This is a genomic window from Rhizobium sp. BT03 (assembly GCF_030053155.1).
Classification (GTDB): domain Bacteria; phylum Pseudomonadota; class Alphaproteobacteria; order Rhizobiales; family Rhizobiaceae; genus Rhizobium.
The window spans coordinates 3,732,172-3,747,716 of record NZ_CP125640.1; the positions used below are offsets into that span (position 1 = coordinate 3,732,172).

Annotated in this window: 16 protein-coding genes; 7 read left to right on the forward strand and 9 right to left on the reverse strand. The window is 61.2% G+C overall.

What is annotated here, in order from left to right:
* The 4 genes from QMO80_RS18155 to QMO80_RS18170 are packed head-to-tail and all read right to left on the reverse strand — an operon-like array spanning position 1 to position 4,581.
* Positions 1–1,128 carry an ABC transporter permease gene (locus QMO80_RS18155; protein ID WP_283197759.1) on the reverse strand — a complete coding sequence of 376 codons (1,128 nt, stop codon included), beginning with the start codon at positions 1,126–1,128 and terminating at the stop codon, positions 1–3.
* Positions 1,125–2,873 carry an ATP-binding cassette domain-containing protein gene (locus tag QMO80_RS18160; protein WP_283197760.1) on the reverse strand — a complete coding sequence of 583 codons (1,749 nt, stop codon included), beginning with the start codon at positions 2,871–2,873 and terminating at the stop codon, positions 1,125–1,127. Before QMO80_RS18160 ends, QMO80_RS18155 begins: the two co-directional genes overlap by 4 nt.
* Positions 2,870–3,880: a secretion protein HlyD gene (hlyD, locus tag QMO80_RS18165; protein WP_283197761.1), complete on the reverse strand. Its 1,011-nt coding sequence runs from the start codon at positions 3,878–3,880 to the stop codon at positions 2,870–2,872. The genes QMO80_RS18160 and hlyD overlap by 4 nt, the downstream gene beginning before the upstream one ends.
* Entirely contained in the window at positions 3,877–4,581 is a 705-nt protein-coding gene (locus tag QMO80_RS18170) for a CerR family C-terminal domain-containing protein (RefSeq protein WP_283197762.1), read from the reverse strand. The genes hlyD and QMO80_RS18170 overlap by 4 nt, the downstream gene beginning before the upstream one ends.
* Before the next feature lie 49 nt (positions 4,582–4,630).
* On the opposite strand from QMO80_RS18170, the gene QMO80_RS18175 reads away from it, so the two are divergent.
* Entirely contained in the window at positions 4,631–4,921 is a 291-nt protein-coding gene (locus QMO80_RS18175; RefSeq protein WP_283197763.1) for a hypothetical protein, read from the forward strand.
* Between the two features lie 242 nt (positions 4,922–5,163).
* Positions 5,164–5,478 (forward strand): hypothetical protein, encoded by a 315-nt coding sequence (locus tag QMO80_RS18180; protein ID WP_283197764.1) that lies wholly within the window; start codon positions 5,164–5,166, stop codon positions 5,476–5,478.
* 45 nt (positions 5,479–5,523) lie between these two features.
* On the opposite strand, the gene QMO80_RS18185 is transcribed toward QMO80_RS18180, so the two are convergent.
* Positions 5,524–6,540, reverse strand: coding sequence for an NAD-dependent epimerase (locus tag QMO80_RS18185; RefSeq protein WP_283197765.1), 1,017 nt, complete (start codon positions 6,538–6,540; stop codon positions 5,524–5,526).
* Positions 6,541–6,821: 281 nt separating this feature from the next.
* Between QMO80_RS18185 and QMO80_RS18190 the strand changes: the two genes are divergently transcribed.
* Positions 6,822–7,778 carry an endonuclease/exonuclease/phosphatase family protein gene (locus QMO80_RS18190; RefSeq protein WP_283197766.1) on the forward strand — a complete coding sequence of 319 codons (957 nt, stop codon included), beginning with the start codon at positions 6,822–6,824 and terminating at the stop codon, positions 7,776–7,778.
* Positions 7,779–7,792: 14 nt separating this feature from the next.
* Here the strand turns inward: QMO80_RS18190 and QMO80_RS18195 are convergent, their stop codons facing one another.
* The 3 genes from QMO80_RS18195 to QMO80_RS18205 form a co-directional block, all read right to left on the reverse strand.
* Positions 7,793–8,098: a hypothetical protein gene (locus QMO80_RS18195; RefSeq protein ID WP_283197767.1), complete on the reverse strand. Its 306-nt coding sequence runs from the start codon at positions 8,096–8,098 to the stop codon at positions 7,793–7,795.
* 135 nt (positions 8,099–8,233) lie between these two features.
* Positions 8,234–9,661 (reverse strand): mannose-1-phosphate guanylyltransferase/mannose-6-phosphate isomerase, encoded by a 1,428-nt coding sequence (locus tag QMO80_RS18200; RefSeq protein ID WP_283197768.1) that lies wholly within the window; start codon positions 9,659–9,661, stop codon positions 8,234–8,236.
* 37 nt (positions 9,662–9,698) lie between these two features.
* On the reverse strand, positions 9,699–11,123 hold the full coding sequence (locus QMO80_RS18205; protein WP_283197769.1) for a phosphomannomutase: 1,425 nt from the start codon (positions 11,121–11,123) through the stop codon (positions 9,699–9,701).
* A 235-nt stretch (positions 11,124–11,358) separates the two neighbouring features.
* On the opposite strand from QMO80_RS18205, the gene ung reads away from it, so the two are divergent.
* From ung to QMO80_RS18220, 3 genes are all read left to right on the forward strand, one after another.
* Entirely contained in the window at positions 11,359–12,066 is a 708-nt protein-coding gene (gene ung / locus QMO80_RS18210) for a uracil-DNA glycosylase (RefSeq protein WP_283197770.1), read from the forward strand.
* Between the two features lie 130 nt (positions 12,067–12,196).
* Complete coding sequence (locus QMO80_RS18215; RefSeq protein ID WP_283197771.1) at positions 12,197–13,129, forward strand: VOC family protein; 933 nt, start codon at positions 12,197–12,199, stop codon at positions 13,127–13,129.
* Positions 13,130–13,140: 11 nt separating this feature from the next.
* Entirely contained in the window at positions 13,141–13,746 is a 606-nt protein-coding gene (locus tag QMO80_RS18220) for an alpha/beta hydrolase (RefSeq protein ID WP_283197772.1), read from the forward strand.
* Positions 13,747–13,826: 80 nt separating this feature from the next.
* On the opposite strand, the gene QMO80_RS18225 is transcribed toward QMO80_RS18220, so the two are convergent.
* Positions 13,827–14,078, reverse strand: coding sequence for a KTSC domain-containing protein (locus QMO80_RS18225; protein ID WP_283197773.1), 252 nt, complete (start codon positions 14,076–14,078; stop codon positions 13,827–13,829).
* A 611-nt stretch (positions 14,079–14,689) separates the two neighbouring features.
* Between QMO80_RS18225 and QMO80_RS18230 the strand changes: the two genes are divergently transcribed.
* A complete protein-coding gene (locus tag QMO80_RS18230; RefSeq protein ID WP_283197774.1) occupies positions 14,690–15,484 on the forward strand; it encodes a metallophosphoesterase in 795 nt (264 codons plus the stop codon).
* Positions 15,485–15,545: the final 61 nt, after the last annotated feature.

The following is a 15,545-nucleotide window of genomic DNA, read 5'->3' on the forward strand; positions in this document are numbered from 1 at the left end:
TCAGCCGATCCTCTTTCGGGTGCTGCGCGCCGCAAGCACGAACATGACGGCGCCGATCGTCAGCATCACGGAGATTGCCTTTCCGAACATCGGCCAGATGTCGCCGGCGAGGAAGACCGTTTGCAGGCTGGGGATCAGGTAACGCGCCGGCACGATGAAGGTGATCCACTGGATCACCTGAGGCATGGAGTTGATCTCGAACAGGAAGCCCGACAGCAGGAAGGCCGGCAGGAAGGCGGAGATCAGCGCCAGCTGCGAGGCGAGGAACTGGTTCTTCGTTGCCGTCGAGATCAGCAGGCCCTGGCCGAGCGCCGGGATCAGGAAGGCGGCCGAAAGCGCGTAAAGGGCGGCGACCGATCCGCGGAACGGCACGCCGAAGAGAAAGACGGCCAGCAGCACGCAGAGCGTCATCGAGGTGAGGCCGAGCAGGAAATAGGGCAGGATCTTGCCGGCGAGCAGTTCGACCGCGGTCACCGGCGTTGCCATCATCGCCTCCATGGTGCCGCGCTCCCATTCGCGGGCGACGACGAGCGAGGTCAGCAGCGTGCCGACCAGCGTCATGACGATGGCGATCGAACCGGGCACGAGAAAATTGCGGCTGGTCAGCTCCGGATTAAACCAGAAGCGCTGCTCGACCGCGATGGCGGGAGTGTGGGAGGCCACGTCGGCCTGGCGCTGCTGCTCCCAGTTGGCGACGGCGCCCTGGGCATAATTCTGGACGAAATTGGCGGTGTTCGGGTCGGAACCGTCGACGATCACCTGAATGGCGGGATGGTTGTTTGCGGTGTAGCGCGTGGTGAAATCGGCCGGGATGATGACGATGCCGCGCACATTGCCGAGTACGAGATCTTCCTCGAACAGGCGCCGGTCGCGGCCGATCGCGACATCGAAATAGCGCGAGGCCTGGAAGCTGGCCGACAGATCCTGCGTCAGCGGTGTCAGTTCCTCGGTCACTAGGCCGATGCGGGTGCGGGTGGTATCGAGCGAGACGCCGTAACCGAAGAGAAAGAGCAGGATCAGCGGCAGCACGAAAGCAATCAGGATGCTGCTCGGATCGCGGATCGCCTGAAAGCTTTCCTTGCGCACGAGGGCAAAAAGCCGCCGCAGCCGGCCGGAAGAGGCGCTCATGCGGCGTCCTCCGCTTCCGATTGCTGCACCAGCGCGATGAAGGCGTCCTCCATCGTCGGGTCCGGCTGCTCGTTGGTCGCGACGCGGGCCTTCAACTCATCGGGCGAGCCAAGCGCGATCGAGCGGCCGCGATAGATCAGCGAGATGCGGTCGCAATATTCCGCCTCGTCCATGAAATGGGTGGTGACGAGCACGGTGACGCCTTTTTCGACCAGCCCGTTGATATGCGTCCAGAATTCGCGCCTTGTGATCGGATCGACACCCGAGGTCGGTTCGTCCAGGAAGAGGCCGCGCGGCTCGTGCATGACGGCGCAGGCGAGCGCCAGACGCTGCTTCAGGCCTAGCGGCAGGTCCTTGGCGGGTTCGCGGGCGTGGCGGCCGAAATCGAAAATGCCGGCCATCAGCGCGATGCGCTCGCGCTTGCGCTGCCCGCGAAGGCCGTAGACGCCGGCGAAGAATTCGAGGTTCTGCATGACGGTGAGATCGCCATAAAGCGAGAATTTCTGCGCCATATAGCCGAGCTGGTTGCGGGCTTCGGCGGCATCGCGGCGAAGATCGAAACCGGCAACACGGCCCTCGCCGCCGGTCGGCTTCAGCAGGCCGCAGAGCATCTTGAAGGTGGTGGATTTACCGGCGCCGTTCGGGCCGAGCAGGCCGAAGATCTCGCCGCGGCGGATATCGAAGCTGATATCCTCCGCGGCGGTGAAATCGCCGAAGCGCTTGGTCAGGCCCCTGGCCTCGATCACCGGCCGGTCGCCTTCGGCCTTCAGCGGCTCTTGCGCTTCGGCCAGCCTGGAGCGGCCGCCGGGGCCGCCGCCCAGCATGTCGACAAAGGCATCCTCGAAGCGGGGCGGGGCAGGGGCGAGCGTCGCCCCGTCGCCGGCCTTGCCGATATCGAGTTTTTTGTCCTTGGCCGCCACCAGGCGGATCGCCTCGCCCTGGATCACGCCGTCGATGACGCCGTCTGCCTGCAGGAGCTCGGCAAGCACCTGCCGGCGGCGGCCGCTGGCGCCGGATAGTCTGAAGACACGGTCGTTGACGCGCTCGGTCATCTCGGCGGGTTTTCCCGAGAAGAGCAGCTTTCCCTGGTTCAAGAGCAGCACGTGGTCGCAGGCTTCCGCCTCGTCGAGATAGGCGGTCGACCAGAGCACGCCGATGCCTTCCCTCGTCAGGTTCTCGACCATTTTCCAGAGGTCGCGGCGCGAGATCGGATCGACGCCGACGCCGGGCTCGTCGAGCAGCAGCAGGCGTGGTTTTTTGAGAAGTGCGCAGGCAAGACCGAGCTTCTGTTTCATGCCGCCGGAGAGTTTGCCGCCGAGCCGGCCGGTGAAACGTTTGAGGTCGGTGAAGGTCAGCAGTTCGTCGAAGGCGCTGGCGCGCTCGCCTTTCGGCAGGCCGCGCAGATCGGCGTAGAGATCGAGGTTTTCCTGCACCGAGAGGTCCTCGTAGAGGCCGAAGCGCTGCGGCATGTAGCCGATCGCCGCCTGGATGCCGGCGGCGTTCTTCCTGGTGTCGAAGCCGAGAACCTCTACCGTTCCCGCATCCGGCAGCATCAGGCCGGTCATCAGCCGGATCAGCGTCGTCTTGCCGGCGCCATCGGGGCCGACGAGCCCGGTGATCGCGCCGCCGCCGATGACGCCGGAGACGGCGTCGAGGGCCGGCGGCGCCTCGCCGAAGCGTTTGGTGACGCCGTCGATCCGGACGAGCGGCTTGTCGTCCCAATCTTTCTGAGGGGCGGCGGTCATCGTCCGTCTGCCGCGGGCGTCGGAAGACGCACGGTGACCGGCATGCCCTGGCGCAGATCCGGGCCTGGTTTGTCGATGACGATCCTCAGGCGATAGACGAGATCGGTCCTCAGCTCCGGCGTCTCCACCGATTTCGGGGTGAATTCGGCGACCGGCGAGATGAAGCCGATCGTGCCGTCATAGGGTTTGTCGGGTGCCGTATCGGAGGTGACGGACACCTTCATGCCGGGATGGATGCGGCCGAGATCGGGTTCGGCAACATAGCTGCGCACCCAGACGGGTTCGGTCAGGGAGAGCACGAAGACGGTATCGGCCGGCGAGACGATCGCGCCGTTCTCCCGCACCCGCGAGAGGATGATACCGTCGTTCGGGGCGCGCAGCTCCGTGTCGGCGAGCGAGGTGCGGGCCGAGGCGAGCGTCGCCTCGGCCGCCTTCAGCTGCGCATCGGCGGCGGCGATATCCTCGACGCGGGAACCTTCCTGCAGCAGCTTCAGCGCCTCGTTGGCGGATTGCGAGCGGGCGGCGGCCATCGCCTTTGCGGCGGTCGCCTGGTCGAGCGTCGCTTCGGAAATCGTGCCTTGCGGGCGCAGCTGGCGGGCGCGGTCATAGGCGAGGTTGGCATTTTCGAGATCGGCGAGGCTTTCGTCATAAGCGGCGCGCGCCTGGGCGATTTCGGTCGGACGGGGGCCGGCCTTCAGCTTGTCGAGCGTGGCGCGAAGGGCAGCCGCGTTGGCTTCGCCCGAGCGGACGGCAAATTCATAGGGTGCGGCGTCGAGCCTGGCCAGCACCGTTCCGCTCTTGACCACATCGCCTTCGTCGGCGCCGAGTTCGGAGAGGCGGCCGCTGACGCGGAAGCCGAGCGAGACCTGACGGATATCGACATTGCCGTAAAGGACGAATTCGCGGCGGGCGTCGGGCAGCCAGCCGAGCTTTTCAGGCAGGCCGTACCACCAGACGGCGCCTGCCGCAGCGAGGAGAAGCAGGGCAACGGGGACGAGGCGTTTCATGCCGCGCCTCCCTTCGACGGTCCGAGCACATCCACCAGTTCGGCGGCAAGGCCGCGCAAGATTTCCACCTGTTCCGGGCCGACGGCCTCCCATTCCATCTGGGCAAGGACGGCCGCGTGGGTGACGCGAAAGACGAGGATGCTGCCGATAAGGTTGAAGGTGCGCAGGCGTACATGCTCAGAGGCGGGATCTTCCCGCAGGATGGCGCCGATCAGCCGCCGGCCCATCTCGATCATCGGCCGCATGATGCCCTGATAAACCCTTGTGAAGGCTTCGGTCGGCTCCATCTGCTCGCGGATCAGGAAGCGCGCCCAGGATTCGGATTCCTTGCCGACGAAAAGCGTCACCATGGTCTGGAGAATTTCCGTGAGGAAGAGGCGGGCTTCGCTTTCGCCGAGCGTTTCGCCGGCAGCGTCGAGCGCCATCAGATGCGTGCCGATACGCGCCCTCATGTCGCCGACATGCGTATCGATGCGGGCCATCAGATATTCGGCGGTGGCGATGTAGAGGCCTTCCTTGCTGCCGAAATAATAGGGGATCGCCTGCAGGTTGACGCCGGCGGCTTCGGTCAGCTGGCGTGTCGAGGCGCCGTCAAAGCCGTAGCGGCCGAAGACGTCGAGAGCGGCGGCCAACATCTTCTGTCGCGCGGCCTCGGCGCGGGCGGATGCCGGCGGGGTTTGCGTGTCGTGTTCCTGGTTCATCACAGGTTTATAACGCCGATCACAAAATAAGTCAATCGATTGATATATTTTGCCGAAGGGTAGCCCGATCTGTGGGGCTTTTCACTCAGGCTCGCATCGCGCCGGCCAAAAAATCCGCCGATTTTTTCTATTTTGGCGCTCATTTTTCGACACAAAACGGCCTTGCTCTTTCCGTATTGCCGATGAGATGCGTATCCAAATTTATATTATCGCGCTGCTCTTGAGCGCCATCATGTGGTCGATCTCGTTCGATGCGGCGCGCGAATCCTATCATGCCGCGCAAAGTGCGGGATTGATGCCGAACCTGCATATCAACAAGAAGCTGGATCGCGTTCTTTAGATTGCGGTCATCAGCCGATCTCGCCTTGGCGAGCTCGGAGCCGGGGAGGATTTTTCCCGTGTGTCCCGCGACGATCGGGAGAGAAAGCCGAATTCCCTAAAATTTGACCGATCGGCTTAAAAGCCCTGCAAATACTGATGTGTAGAGTGGTCTCATGAAAGCGACCGAAGCGTGGACAGACGCGTCGATCGTTTGGAGACGGGCGACGCAAAGCCCGCCGATCCGCAAACGGGGACTTCGACATGCACAAAATTCTTGCCGCCACCGCTCTCACTCTGACCATCACCGGCGCTGCCGGGCCGGCGCTCGCCATCGGTCCCGCCAGCCTTGGCCGCGACCTGATGTATACCTCCGCCATCGGCCATTCGCCCGAGATTCCGTTGACGACACGCGCCGGTTTCGTGCGCCCCGGCGTTCCTTTCGTCCTGCGCAGCCCGGCTCAGATCGAGGGCGAGGGTTATCAGCTCAAGGCCTATTCGCAGAAGCTGACCGTTGTCGTCGACTATGTGTTTTCGAAGGCGGTCGACGCGGTTGAAGCGGTGGCGTTTCTGCGCTGATATTCCGCGTCACAGGAAGCAATTTGGGTCGGTAATCGAGGTAAGCTAGGCGCCGAGCTCGCCGCGGACGTCGAGATACCAGTCGACGAAGGCTTTGACGCCGACATCCAGAGTCGTATCCGGCTTGTAACCGGTCAGCGCCACGAGCAGATCGGGAGCCGCGAAGGTGCGCGGCACGTCGCCCTTCTGCATCGCCAGCATCTTGCGGATGGCAGGACGGCCGAGCGCCTTTTCCACCGTTTCGACGAAATCCATCAGGCTGACCGGCTGGCCGCCGCCAATATTGACGACCCGAAAGGGCGCCTGGCGCGAAAGCGTTTCGATGGCCGCGTTGCCCAGACGGTTATCCTCGCCAGGGGCGATAGCCGACAGCCTGACGATCCCCTCAACGAGATCGTCGATATAGGTGAAGTCACGGCTCATATTGCCTTCGCCGTAGATCTCGATCGGCTGGTCTTCGAGCATGTTCTTGGTGAATTTGAACAGGGCCATGTCGGGGCGGCCCCACGGGCCGTAAACGGTGAAGAAGCGAAAGGCCGTGGTCGGTATCTTGTGCAGATGAGCATAACTATGCGCCATCAGCTCCATCGATTTTTTCGTCGCGGCATAGATGGTCAGCGGCTCGTCGGCGCGATCGGTCTCGCGAAAGGGAACGGTCGCATTGGCGCCGTAGATCGATGACGTCGAGGCCAGCATCAGGTGACGGATTTCGACGCGCCGCGCGATTTCCATGATGTTCCACGAGCCTTCGACGTTCGATCGAAGATAGGCCTCGGGATTTTCCAGGCTGTAGCGCACGCCGGCCTGGGCGGCGAGGTGGATCAGAATGTCCGGCTTGGCCGCGACAACCGCTGTCTCCAGCGCTTCGCGATCCTCAAGCATAGCGATGACCGGTTTGAAGGCCGGGAATTGGGAGAGTGCTGCATGGCGCATCTCCTTGAGCTTGACGTTGTAATAGGGAGTGAGGCCGTCGAAGCCGGTGACCTCGTGCCCTTCCTGCAGCAGGCGCCTGGCCAGATGAAAACCGATAAAGCCGGCAGTTCCGGTAATGAAGTAGCGCATTCCCACCTTCTTTCGGCTCGCTGCCGACGGCAAAAGCCGATTCCGTATCGCGTGACCCCCCTTACAAGATAAGAAGAGGCCGAGTCGATAGATCTTTGAAAGAGAAGGCCGCCGTCGCCATCGCTGCGGTCGTCGGCATATTCGCCCCTTGCCCGGCCGGACGACGGCAGTCCGTCGACATCGTCGGAAGGCCAGCTGCGGCCATCGGCCTTTATGCTGCATTGCAACATCTCGGCCTGCATGTTATGGCCGGCGGGTCGTCTGCAAGCAGGTCAGGATCGATGAGAGAGATAATTTATTGGATTCTCTGCGCGTTTCTGACCGTTGCCATCGCGACCGTGTCCTTGCGCTATGTCACGAACTTCTGGCTGCTATCCTTTCTCTACAGCTTTCAGGTTCACTTCGGCGTCCTCTTTGTTGCCGCCAGCCTGATCATTCTGGCTGTCAGGCGACAGATTTACGGCTTCGTTCTTCTGTTTGTCTCGCTTCTTCTCGTCGCTCACGGCGTCGTCATGCTGCGCGAGTTTTCCGGGGACGACAGAGGCCCGGACAGGCCGCCGCTTTTTCGTCTGATGTCGTTCAACATCGCGATCGACAACTGGAAAAACTCGACGGCGATCACCGACATGGTGATCGCGTCGAATGCCGATGTCGTCAATTTGCTCGAAGCCAAGCCGCTGACCTTCCATCTGCAGCAATTGTTCAAGGCCTATCCCTATCATATCGGCTGCGACACCGGGAAGGATACCTGCGATACGCTGGTGCTGTCCAAACGCCCGTTCGTCAGCCGGCAGGTCGCAAGCATGGGCAGTCTGCGAAAAAACAGGCTGGTTATATCGAGCGTCGACTTCGGCGGCGAAACCATCAATCTGGTTTCGGCGCATCTGACCAAGCCGTACTTCGACGATTTTCAGATGGCTGAATTGGAAGATCTCGCCAAGGCGCTTGGTTCGATCGACGGTCCTCTGGTGCTGTCAGGTGATTTCAACTCTTCGTCGATCGCCCCGAGCATCCAGGCTTTCCTGCGTCAGCAGGGACTGAAGACGATCGCGCCCGAACCGGCGACATGGCCGATTGCTGCCGGCTCGTTGGGGATCGCCATCGACCATATATTTGCGCGCGCGCCGCTTCATCTGACATCGCTGAGACGTCTCGACGACAATCTTGGCTCGAACCATTCCGGTCTGATCGCCGAATTCGTTCTCGACAGGAACGCTGAAACTGCACCGGCAAAATAAGCTGCCGGGCAAAGTCAAAATTTCGTCCTGCCGCCTTTCTTGTCGATCATCTGAAATTTCTCGCCGTCGGTCTTCACGCTGACGCAGTCGGTCGACTTGTTGGGAAACCGGACGCAGACCTGGCCATTGGTTATTTTGTAGCCATTCCTGTTGCCCTGGCGATATTCGTAACCGTTGCTGCTTTCTTTCAGCTCCGAGGTGCCCGGCAGATGCTCGCGGATTTCAGCCTCGCTTGCGGTTCGCATCTTTCCGGTTTCGGCAAATGCCATTCCCGGTGCCAGGATTGCAAGAAATCCGGCGAGGGCGGGCAAGATACGCATCAAGGGATCTCCGGTCATGTCTTTCGGTGCATCCATTCTACGAGAATTCCGACAGCAAGTTCAACAGCGATGGCAGTCGCGCCGGAAAAGGCGGCCCTTTGTTCGGGGCCGGCCGGCCCCAGTCCGGCCGCGACGTTACGTTCTTCCGAACTCATCGACGATGCGGATGATGTCGTCCTCGCCGAGATAGGAGCCCGTCTGCACCTCGATCAGTTCGAGGACGATCTTGCCGGGATTGGCGAGGCGATGGACTTCGCCGAGCGGAATATAGACGCTTTCGTTCTCGCGCAGCATCCGCACGGTCTCACCGACCGTCACCTCGGCCGTTCCCTTGACGACGACCCAGTGTTCGGAGCGATGGTGGTGTTTCTGCAGCGAAAGCTTCTTGCCGGGGGTCACGAAGATGCGCTTCACCTGGAAACGGTCGCCGTTGAAGATCGAGGTGTAACCACCCCAGGGACGGTAGGATGTCGGATGGGTTTCGGTGAATTTCGCCGTCGCCGAAGAAGAGGCCAGCATCTTGACCAATTGCCCGACATTCTGGCTGTCCTTGAGCGGCCCGACATAGACGGCGTCTTCGCTGGCGATGACGGCGACATCCTCCATGCCCTGAACGGCAAGATGCACGCCATGGGTCATGACCAGCGAGTTGCGGGTATTGACGACGGTCGTGTTTGCGGCGGCGACATTGCCGTTGTCGTCGCGGGCGCCTGATTTCCAGACAGAGTCCCAGCTTCCCATATCAGACCATCTGAACGGCGAGGGGACGACGGCGGCCTTGGAGGTCTTTTCCATGATCGCGTAGTCGATGGAGATATCGGGGCTCTTGGCGAAATGGTCGGCGTCGAGGCGGGTAAAGTCGAGGTCCCGGCTTGCCTTGGAAACGGCCTTGCTCGCCGCCTTCAGCACATCCGGCGCATATTCCTGCAGTTCGGCTATGAGCTCCGCCACCGGGAACATGAAGATGCCGGAGTTCCAGTAGAAGCCGCCGTCGGCGAGCATTTTCTCGGCCTTTTCCAATGCCGGCTTTTCCACAAAACGGCTGACCTTATGGGCGCCGCTTTCGAGCGCATCGCCGATTTCGATATAGCCGTAACCGGTTGCCGGCTCGGTGGGGCTGATGCCGAAAGTGACGAGCTTGCCGTCAGCTGCGGCATTCCGGGCGATGCGGATGCAATCGAAATAGCTCGTGTCGGCGAGGATCTCGTGATCCGAGGCAAGCATCTGGATGATGGTGTCCTTGCCGAAAAGCTCGGAAGCAAGCGTGGCGGCGGCGGCCACTGCAGCGGCGGTGTTGCGGGCGACCGGCTCGAGCAGTACGGCGGCGAGCGGGACGGCCAGCGCGCGGGCCTGCTCGGCGACCAGGAAGCGAAATTCCTCATTGGTGACGACGATCGGGGCTTCATAGAGCTCCGGGTTGGAAACGCGTTCGAGCGTCTCCTGAAACAGCGTCTTGTTGCCGACGAACTGGATGAACTGTTTCGGGGCGGTGGCGCGGGAAAGCGGCCAGAGCCGCGTGCCTTTGCCGCCGGCCATGATCACGGGAACGATTTTCTGCGTCATAGGCGGGTTCCTTGAAAAAAGCTTGTTCGTGGCATGGTTAGCGGGCATCGGCCCAGTTTGTTATTCGGGTGAGCCCTGTCTTCAGCAGATCGAGGGCCGCGGTTTCGCTTCCGGCTTCGACGTAGCAACGCATCTCCGGCGCATTGCCGGAGGGGCGGAAATGAATGATTCTGCCGTCTTTCAGCGTTACGCGAAGTCCGTCGATGTCGGATTTCGCCGCCACTTCGCCGACCGGCTGCAGGAAAGCGGCAAGATTTTCATCGGAGGCGCGCAGATGCTCCATCAGCCCGGCACTCGTCTCCACCGGAAAATTTTCCAGGCGATCGGCGGCGGCAAAGGGCAGATGATAGGAGGTGGCAACGGCCGAAAGCGGCTGCCTGCGAATGGCGGCCAGCGACAGGATCGCAAGCATCGGGAGAAAACAATCGCGCGTCGGCAAGGCGCGCACGGATCCGCCGTTGATATCGAAAGGGGTTGCCGTCAGCAGCCCGCCATTGGCCTCAAAGCCCATGACGTGATCCTTGCCGGCCGCCACCGCCTCTTCCATGGCTGCGATGACGAAGGGCGAGCCGACGCGGGTGCGCTTGACGGCGAAAGAGCCTGCGGCCTCGATGCCGGAATTGGAGGTAACCGGTGTCACCACCGTGCCGGCGCCGAGAAAATTGGCTGCGACCAGGCCAAGAAGGTCGCCGCGCAGCGGCGTGCCGGTTTCGTCCGCGACCAGCGGGCGGTCGCCGTCGCCATCGGTCGAGACGATCGCATCGAATTTGTGCTCGGACACCCAGCGCTTCATCAGCGCGACCGTCTCGTCGGAAACGGCTTCGGTGTCGACGGGAATGAAACTCTCCGAACGGCCGAGAGCGGTGATCTCGGCGCCATAATGGGCGAGAACGTCAACCAGCAGGTCGCGGGCGACGGTGCTGTGCTGGTAGACGCCGATCTTGAGGCCGGATAGCGCGCCCTGCGGCAGCAGAGCGGCATTGCGTTGGAAAAAGAGCTGACGGCAGATCGCCTCATGATCTTCGGTCTGGGCCGGAGCCTCTGCAACAGGCTCGCCCGTTCGCTCGATCTCGGCCGCCAATGCGGTGATCTCAGCCTCGTCCGATTTGTCGATCTCGCCATCCGGGCGATAGAACTTGATGCCGTTGCGGTCTGCCGGAATATGCGAGCCCGTCACCATCAGGCATGCCGCGTTGCTCTCCAGGCCATAAAGGGCAAGGGCGGGCGTCGGGACATTGCCGCAGTCCAATACCCGGAAGCCGAGCGCAGCGAGCGCGCCGGCGCAATTTCCCGAGATATCGGGGCTCGAATCGCGAAAATCGCGGCCGATCAGAATGGCATCGCCGAGCTGTGCCTTGCCGGTCCGCAGCAGATATTTGCCGAACGCCGTCGCATAAAGCGCAGAGGCGCGTCCCCTGAGATCCACTGAAAGTCCGCGAAGGCCGCTCGTGCCGAATTTCATCTGAAGACATGTCCCCGGTTTATCATCAAGGTTCTACTCAGGCCGCCTGCCGGCGTAAATACCGAAGCCGTCATATAGTTAAACACGGACGACTGTGCCTCGGAAGCCTCTCGCAATCCTCTCTCGCCTATCTCAAAGGCGTAGACCCATTGCCGAGCCGGCAGGCATTGCAGCGTGGATCGATTTTGTTAGAACCATGTGTCCGTTGTTTCGTCATATGCGAAGGGTTTGCTCGATGAACGATACATCAATCAGTCTCGAGGAGAGCTGGAAGGCCGCCTTGGCGGCGGAGTTCTCAAGCCCCTATATGCAGCAGCTTAAATCCTTTCTGGTTGCGCAGAAGCAGATCGGCAAGCGGATTTTCCCCCGGGGCAGCGAATATTTCCGTGCCCTCGACCTGACGCCGATCTCCAGCGTCAAGGTCGTCATTCTCGGTCAGGACCCCTATCACGGGCTGGGACAGGCCCACGGGCTGTGCTTCAGCGTACGGCCGGGCGTGCGGATCCCGCCCTCCCTCGTCAATATCTACAAGGAGATGCAGACGGATCTCGGCATAGCGCCGGCGCGTCACGGTTTTCTCGAACATTGGGCAAGACAGGGCGTGCTGCTGCTGAATAGCGTGCTGACCGTCGAGGAAGGGCAGGCGGCTGCGCATCAGGGCAAGGGGTGGGAGCGCTTCACCGACGCGGTCATCCGCAACGTCAACGACGAGTGCGAATCCGTCGTCTTCATGCTCTGGGGCTCCTATGCCCAGCGCAAGGCGGCCTTTGTCGATGCGACACGGCATCTCGTGCTCAAGGCGCCGCATCCCTCGCCGCTTTCGGCCCATAACGGATTTTTCGGCTGCGGGCATTTTTCCAAGGCGAATGATTTCCTGCAGTCGCGCGGGCGCGCGCCGATCGACTGGCAATTGCCGGCCGATCCCGAAGACGTCAAGGTGTGAACGCCAGCTGGTGTTCGTTCACTAAAAGAAGACAATGCGTTTTGGTCTGGGGGTCTGTTCCCATGGAGTTTCAGCGCGCATCTTAGCCCCATCGAAAGCCTGCGAATTGCGGGCAAGAAAGGGGTCTCACATGCTCGATCAGATCAAGGGTCTGCACCACGTCACGTCGATGGCGGAGGACGCCCGAACCAACAATCAGTTCTTCACCAATGCGCTTGGCCTGCGCCGCGTCAAGAAGACGGTGAACTTCGACGCGCCCGATGTCTATCACCTCTATTATGGTGACGAGACCGGTGCGCCCGGCACGGTCATGACCTATTTCCCGTTCCCGAAGATGGCGCAGGGCCGTCCCGGCACCGGGGAGGTCGGCACGACGGTGTTCTCGGTTCCGCAAGGCTCGCTCGGCTTCTGGAGCGATCGTTTCAGCGCGTTGAATATCGGCGGGTTGAAGGCCGAGGAAAGTTTCGGCGAGAAGCGCCTGAATTTTTCCGGCCCCGACGGTGACGGCTTTGCGCTCGTCGAGGTCAAGGACGATGCCCGCCAGGCCTGGACGCATGGTGGCATCCGCGAGGACCACGCCATTCGCGGCTTCCATTCCGTCGCCATGCGCCTGCGGGATGAAGGCGCTACCGCCGAACTCCTGAAGTTCATGGGCTACGAGGTCGCCGAAGAACGGGACGGCGTCAAGCGGCTGATCAAGCCTGACGGCAACGGCGCGCATCTCATCGATCTCGAGACCATGCCGAACATTGCCCGCGCGCTTCCCGGCGCCGGCTCCGTCCATCACGTCGCCTTTGCAGTCGAAAACCGCGAGAAGCAGCTCGAAGTGCGCAAGGCGCTGATGGACACCGGCTATCAGGTGACGCCGGTGATCGACCGCGATTATTTCTGGGCGATCTATTTCCGCACGCCGGGCGGCGTGCTGTTCGAGGTCGCGACCAATGAGCCGGGCTTCAACCGCGACGAGGACACGGCCCATCTCGGTGAAGCCCTGAAGCTGCCGCAGCAGCACGCTCATCTTCGCGCACTGCTCGAGCAGCACCTGCAGCCGCTTGAAGCGTAAGGAGAGGCGATATGACCGAAGCTGGATATGTGCACCGGCTGCATGCCGGTGCACCCGATAAACCCATCCTGCTGGTGCTGCACGGGACCGGCGGCGACGAGAACCAGTTCTTCGATTTCGGCCGGCGCCTGCTGCCCGAAGCGACGGTCCTCTCGCCGCGCGGCGACGTTTCCGAACGTGGCGCGGCGCGGTTCTTCCGGCGCACCGGGGAGGGGGTCTACGACATGACCGATCTTTCACGGGCGACGGAGAAGATGGCCGCCTATGTCAAGGCATTGGCTGACGAGCACGAGGCTTCCCAGGTTCTCGGCCTGGGTTTTTCAAATGGCGCAAACATTCTTGCCAATGTGCTGATCGAGAAGGGGATCTTCGATGCCGCTGTTTTGATGCACCCGCTCATTCCGTTTCAGCCTGAAGCCCAGGCCACTCTGGCGGGGAGAAAGGTGCTGGTGACGGCCGGGCAGCGGGACCCCATCGCTCCCGTCCCGGTGACCGAGGCGCTGGCGGAGCATCTGAAAGATCGCGGCGCTGATGTCAGGACGGTCTGGCATCCCGGCGGCCATGAGATTGCGCCGCTCGAGATCAATGCAGTTCGCGATTTCTTCAGTGGCTATTGATGGAACGTGACGTCGGTCGATGGTGCCGATTTGCGGGCCGGTGAATGCCGGTCCCGCATTTTGGCTGAAATAGCAGATCATCAGGGGCGGGGAGGATATTTGCCTCTGATTGCCGTCATGTAAAAATTCCCCGGGGATTCCGCCATCGTCAAGCCGACAACGACGCCCTTGGGGACGCCCTCATATTCTCGCCGCTGACCGTTTGTCAGATAGACCCGTAGATAGCGGCTGTCTTCGTCGTAGGTGATCGCCTCGATAAGTTTCGAATCAACCGCAGTTTCCACTTTGCACCCCGCAGTTTTGGATCTGAGATTTCCGGTGAAGAATGTCATTCACGCTCGCAATGCGCCATCATCATGCGCCGCCGCAGTAGCGTCAAGCATGATAATCTTAAGCGTTTATTTTTTTCTCTTGGCTCTCTCTATAGTTGATATTTACAGCTTTTTCGGATGTGTCGCCTGTGGAAATTCGATGGCCGCAAATTCTCCAGCCCGCAGAACTGGCGGCTGACACAGCCGCTGATCGAACGAATAATACGGCTTAACGCTGAATTAACCCTCATCTACCAAAATACAGCGCAATATTATCCGTGATGCGCTTCCGAAATGACCGAATACAAATTGCCGTTTCTAGCAATCGTAATTTGGCCGTCGCGGGTACGTTGCATTGAAAACTCCTTGCACGCGATGAGGATCAGGTGATTCGATGCCGAGCTGCAACGTCCCGTGGGAGGAGACCGTTCCGGCAGCTATCGACGACGCCGGAAACGGGCTGTCGGTTCACAGCGACGCCTGTACAGGCTCTTCACGCCGGGGGCCGGTTACAATTTCGATAAGGCCGTGATCAGGCCAACTTCTTTTTGAACACTGCGGCTCATGCCCATGCAGGGATGGGCAGGAAATGGAGCTTTTCCGACAACCTCGCGTGCTGTCGGATCTCATAAATGGGTTACATGTTTAACTATCTCGGGTCGTGGCGACAACAGATACCGATACTGGCCGGTAACCGCAAAGGACGCGCTCGGCTGACGTTTGCCGAAGGCGAATTTGCTGCGGTCTATGCAATGAGCGATGTTCACGGATGTTACAATGAGCTTGTCGAGGCGCATCGCCGCATCGAGGAGGATGCCGCGCGCATTCCGGGGCCGAAACTTATCGTCATGCTCGGCGACTATGTCGACCGCGGGCCCGATTCGAGCGCGGTGCTGGAGTTCCTGAGCAAGAGCCCGCCGCCGGGATTTCAGCGTTTCGCCCTCTGCGGCAATCACGACGCGGAATTGGTGAAGCTCTACCGCAAACCGGCGCACATTCTTGAATGGCTCGGCTTTGCCGGGACGGAGACGCTGCACTCATACGGTATCGATATCGAGCATCTGCTGCAGTCTGCGGCTGGAAGTGAAATGATTGCCCGCGTCATTCGCAACATGATCCCCGAGCGGCATATCCAATTCCTGGAATCGCTGCCGATCATGCTGCGGATGGGTAGGGTGGTCTTTGTCCATGCCGGCATCAAACCGGGCATCGACCTCAAGAAGCAGAAGGACAGCGACCTGATGTGGATCCGCCAACCCTTCCTGGATGAAGGGCCGCAGCTTCCCGTCCTCGTGATCCACGGACATACCCCGGCGCGGACCCCGACATTCGGCCCGCAACGGATCGGCATCGATACCGCGGTTTCGGCGACGGGCCGGCTGACCGTGCTAACGATAAAAGGAACGCGCGTCGGGCTCCTCAATTAAATCTGAAGGCGTAATGCCGCCCGAAACCGTTCAGGCTTTTCGGCGCGGTGCGCCAAAAACA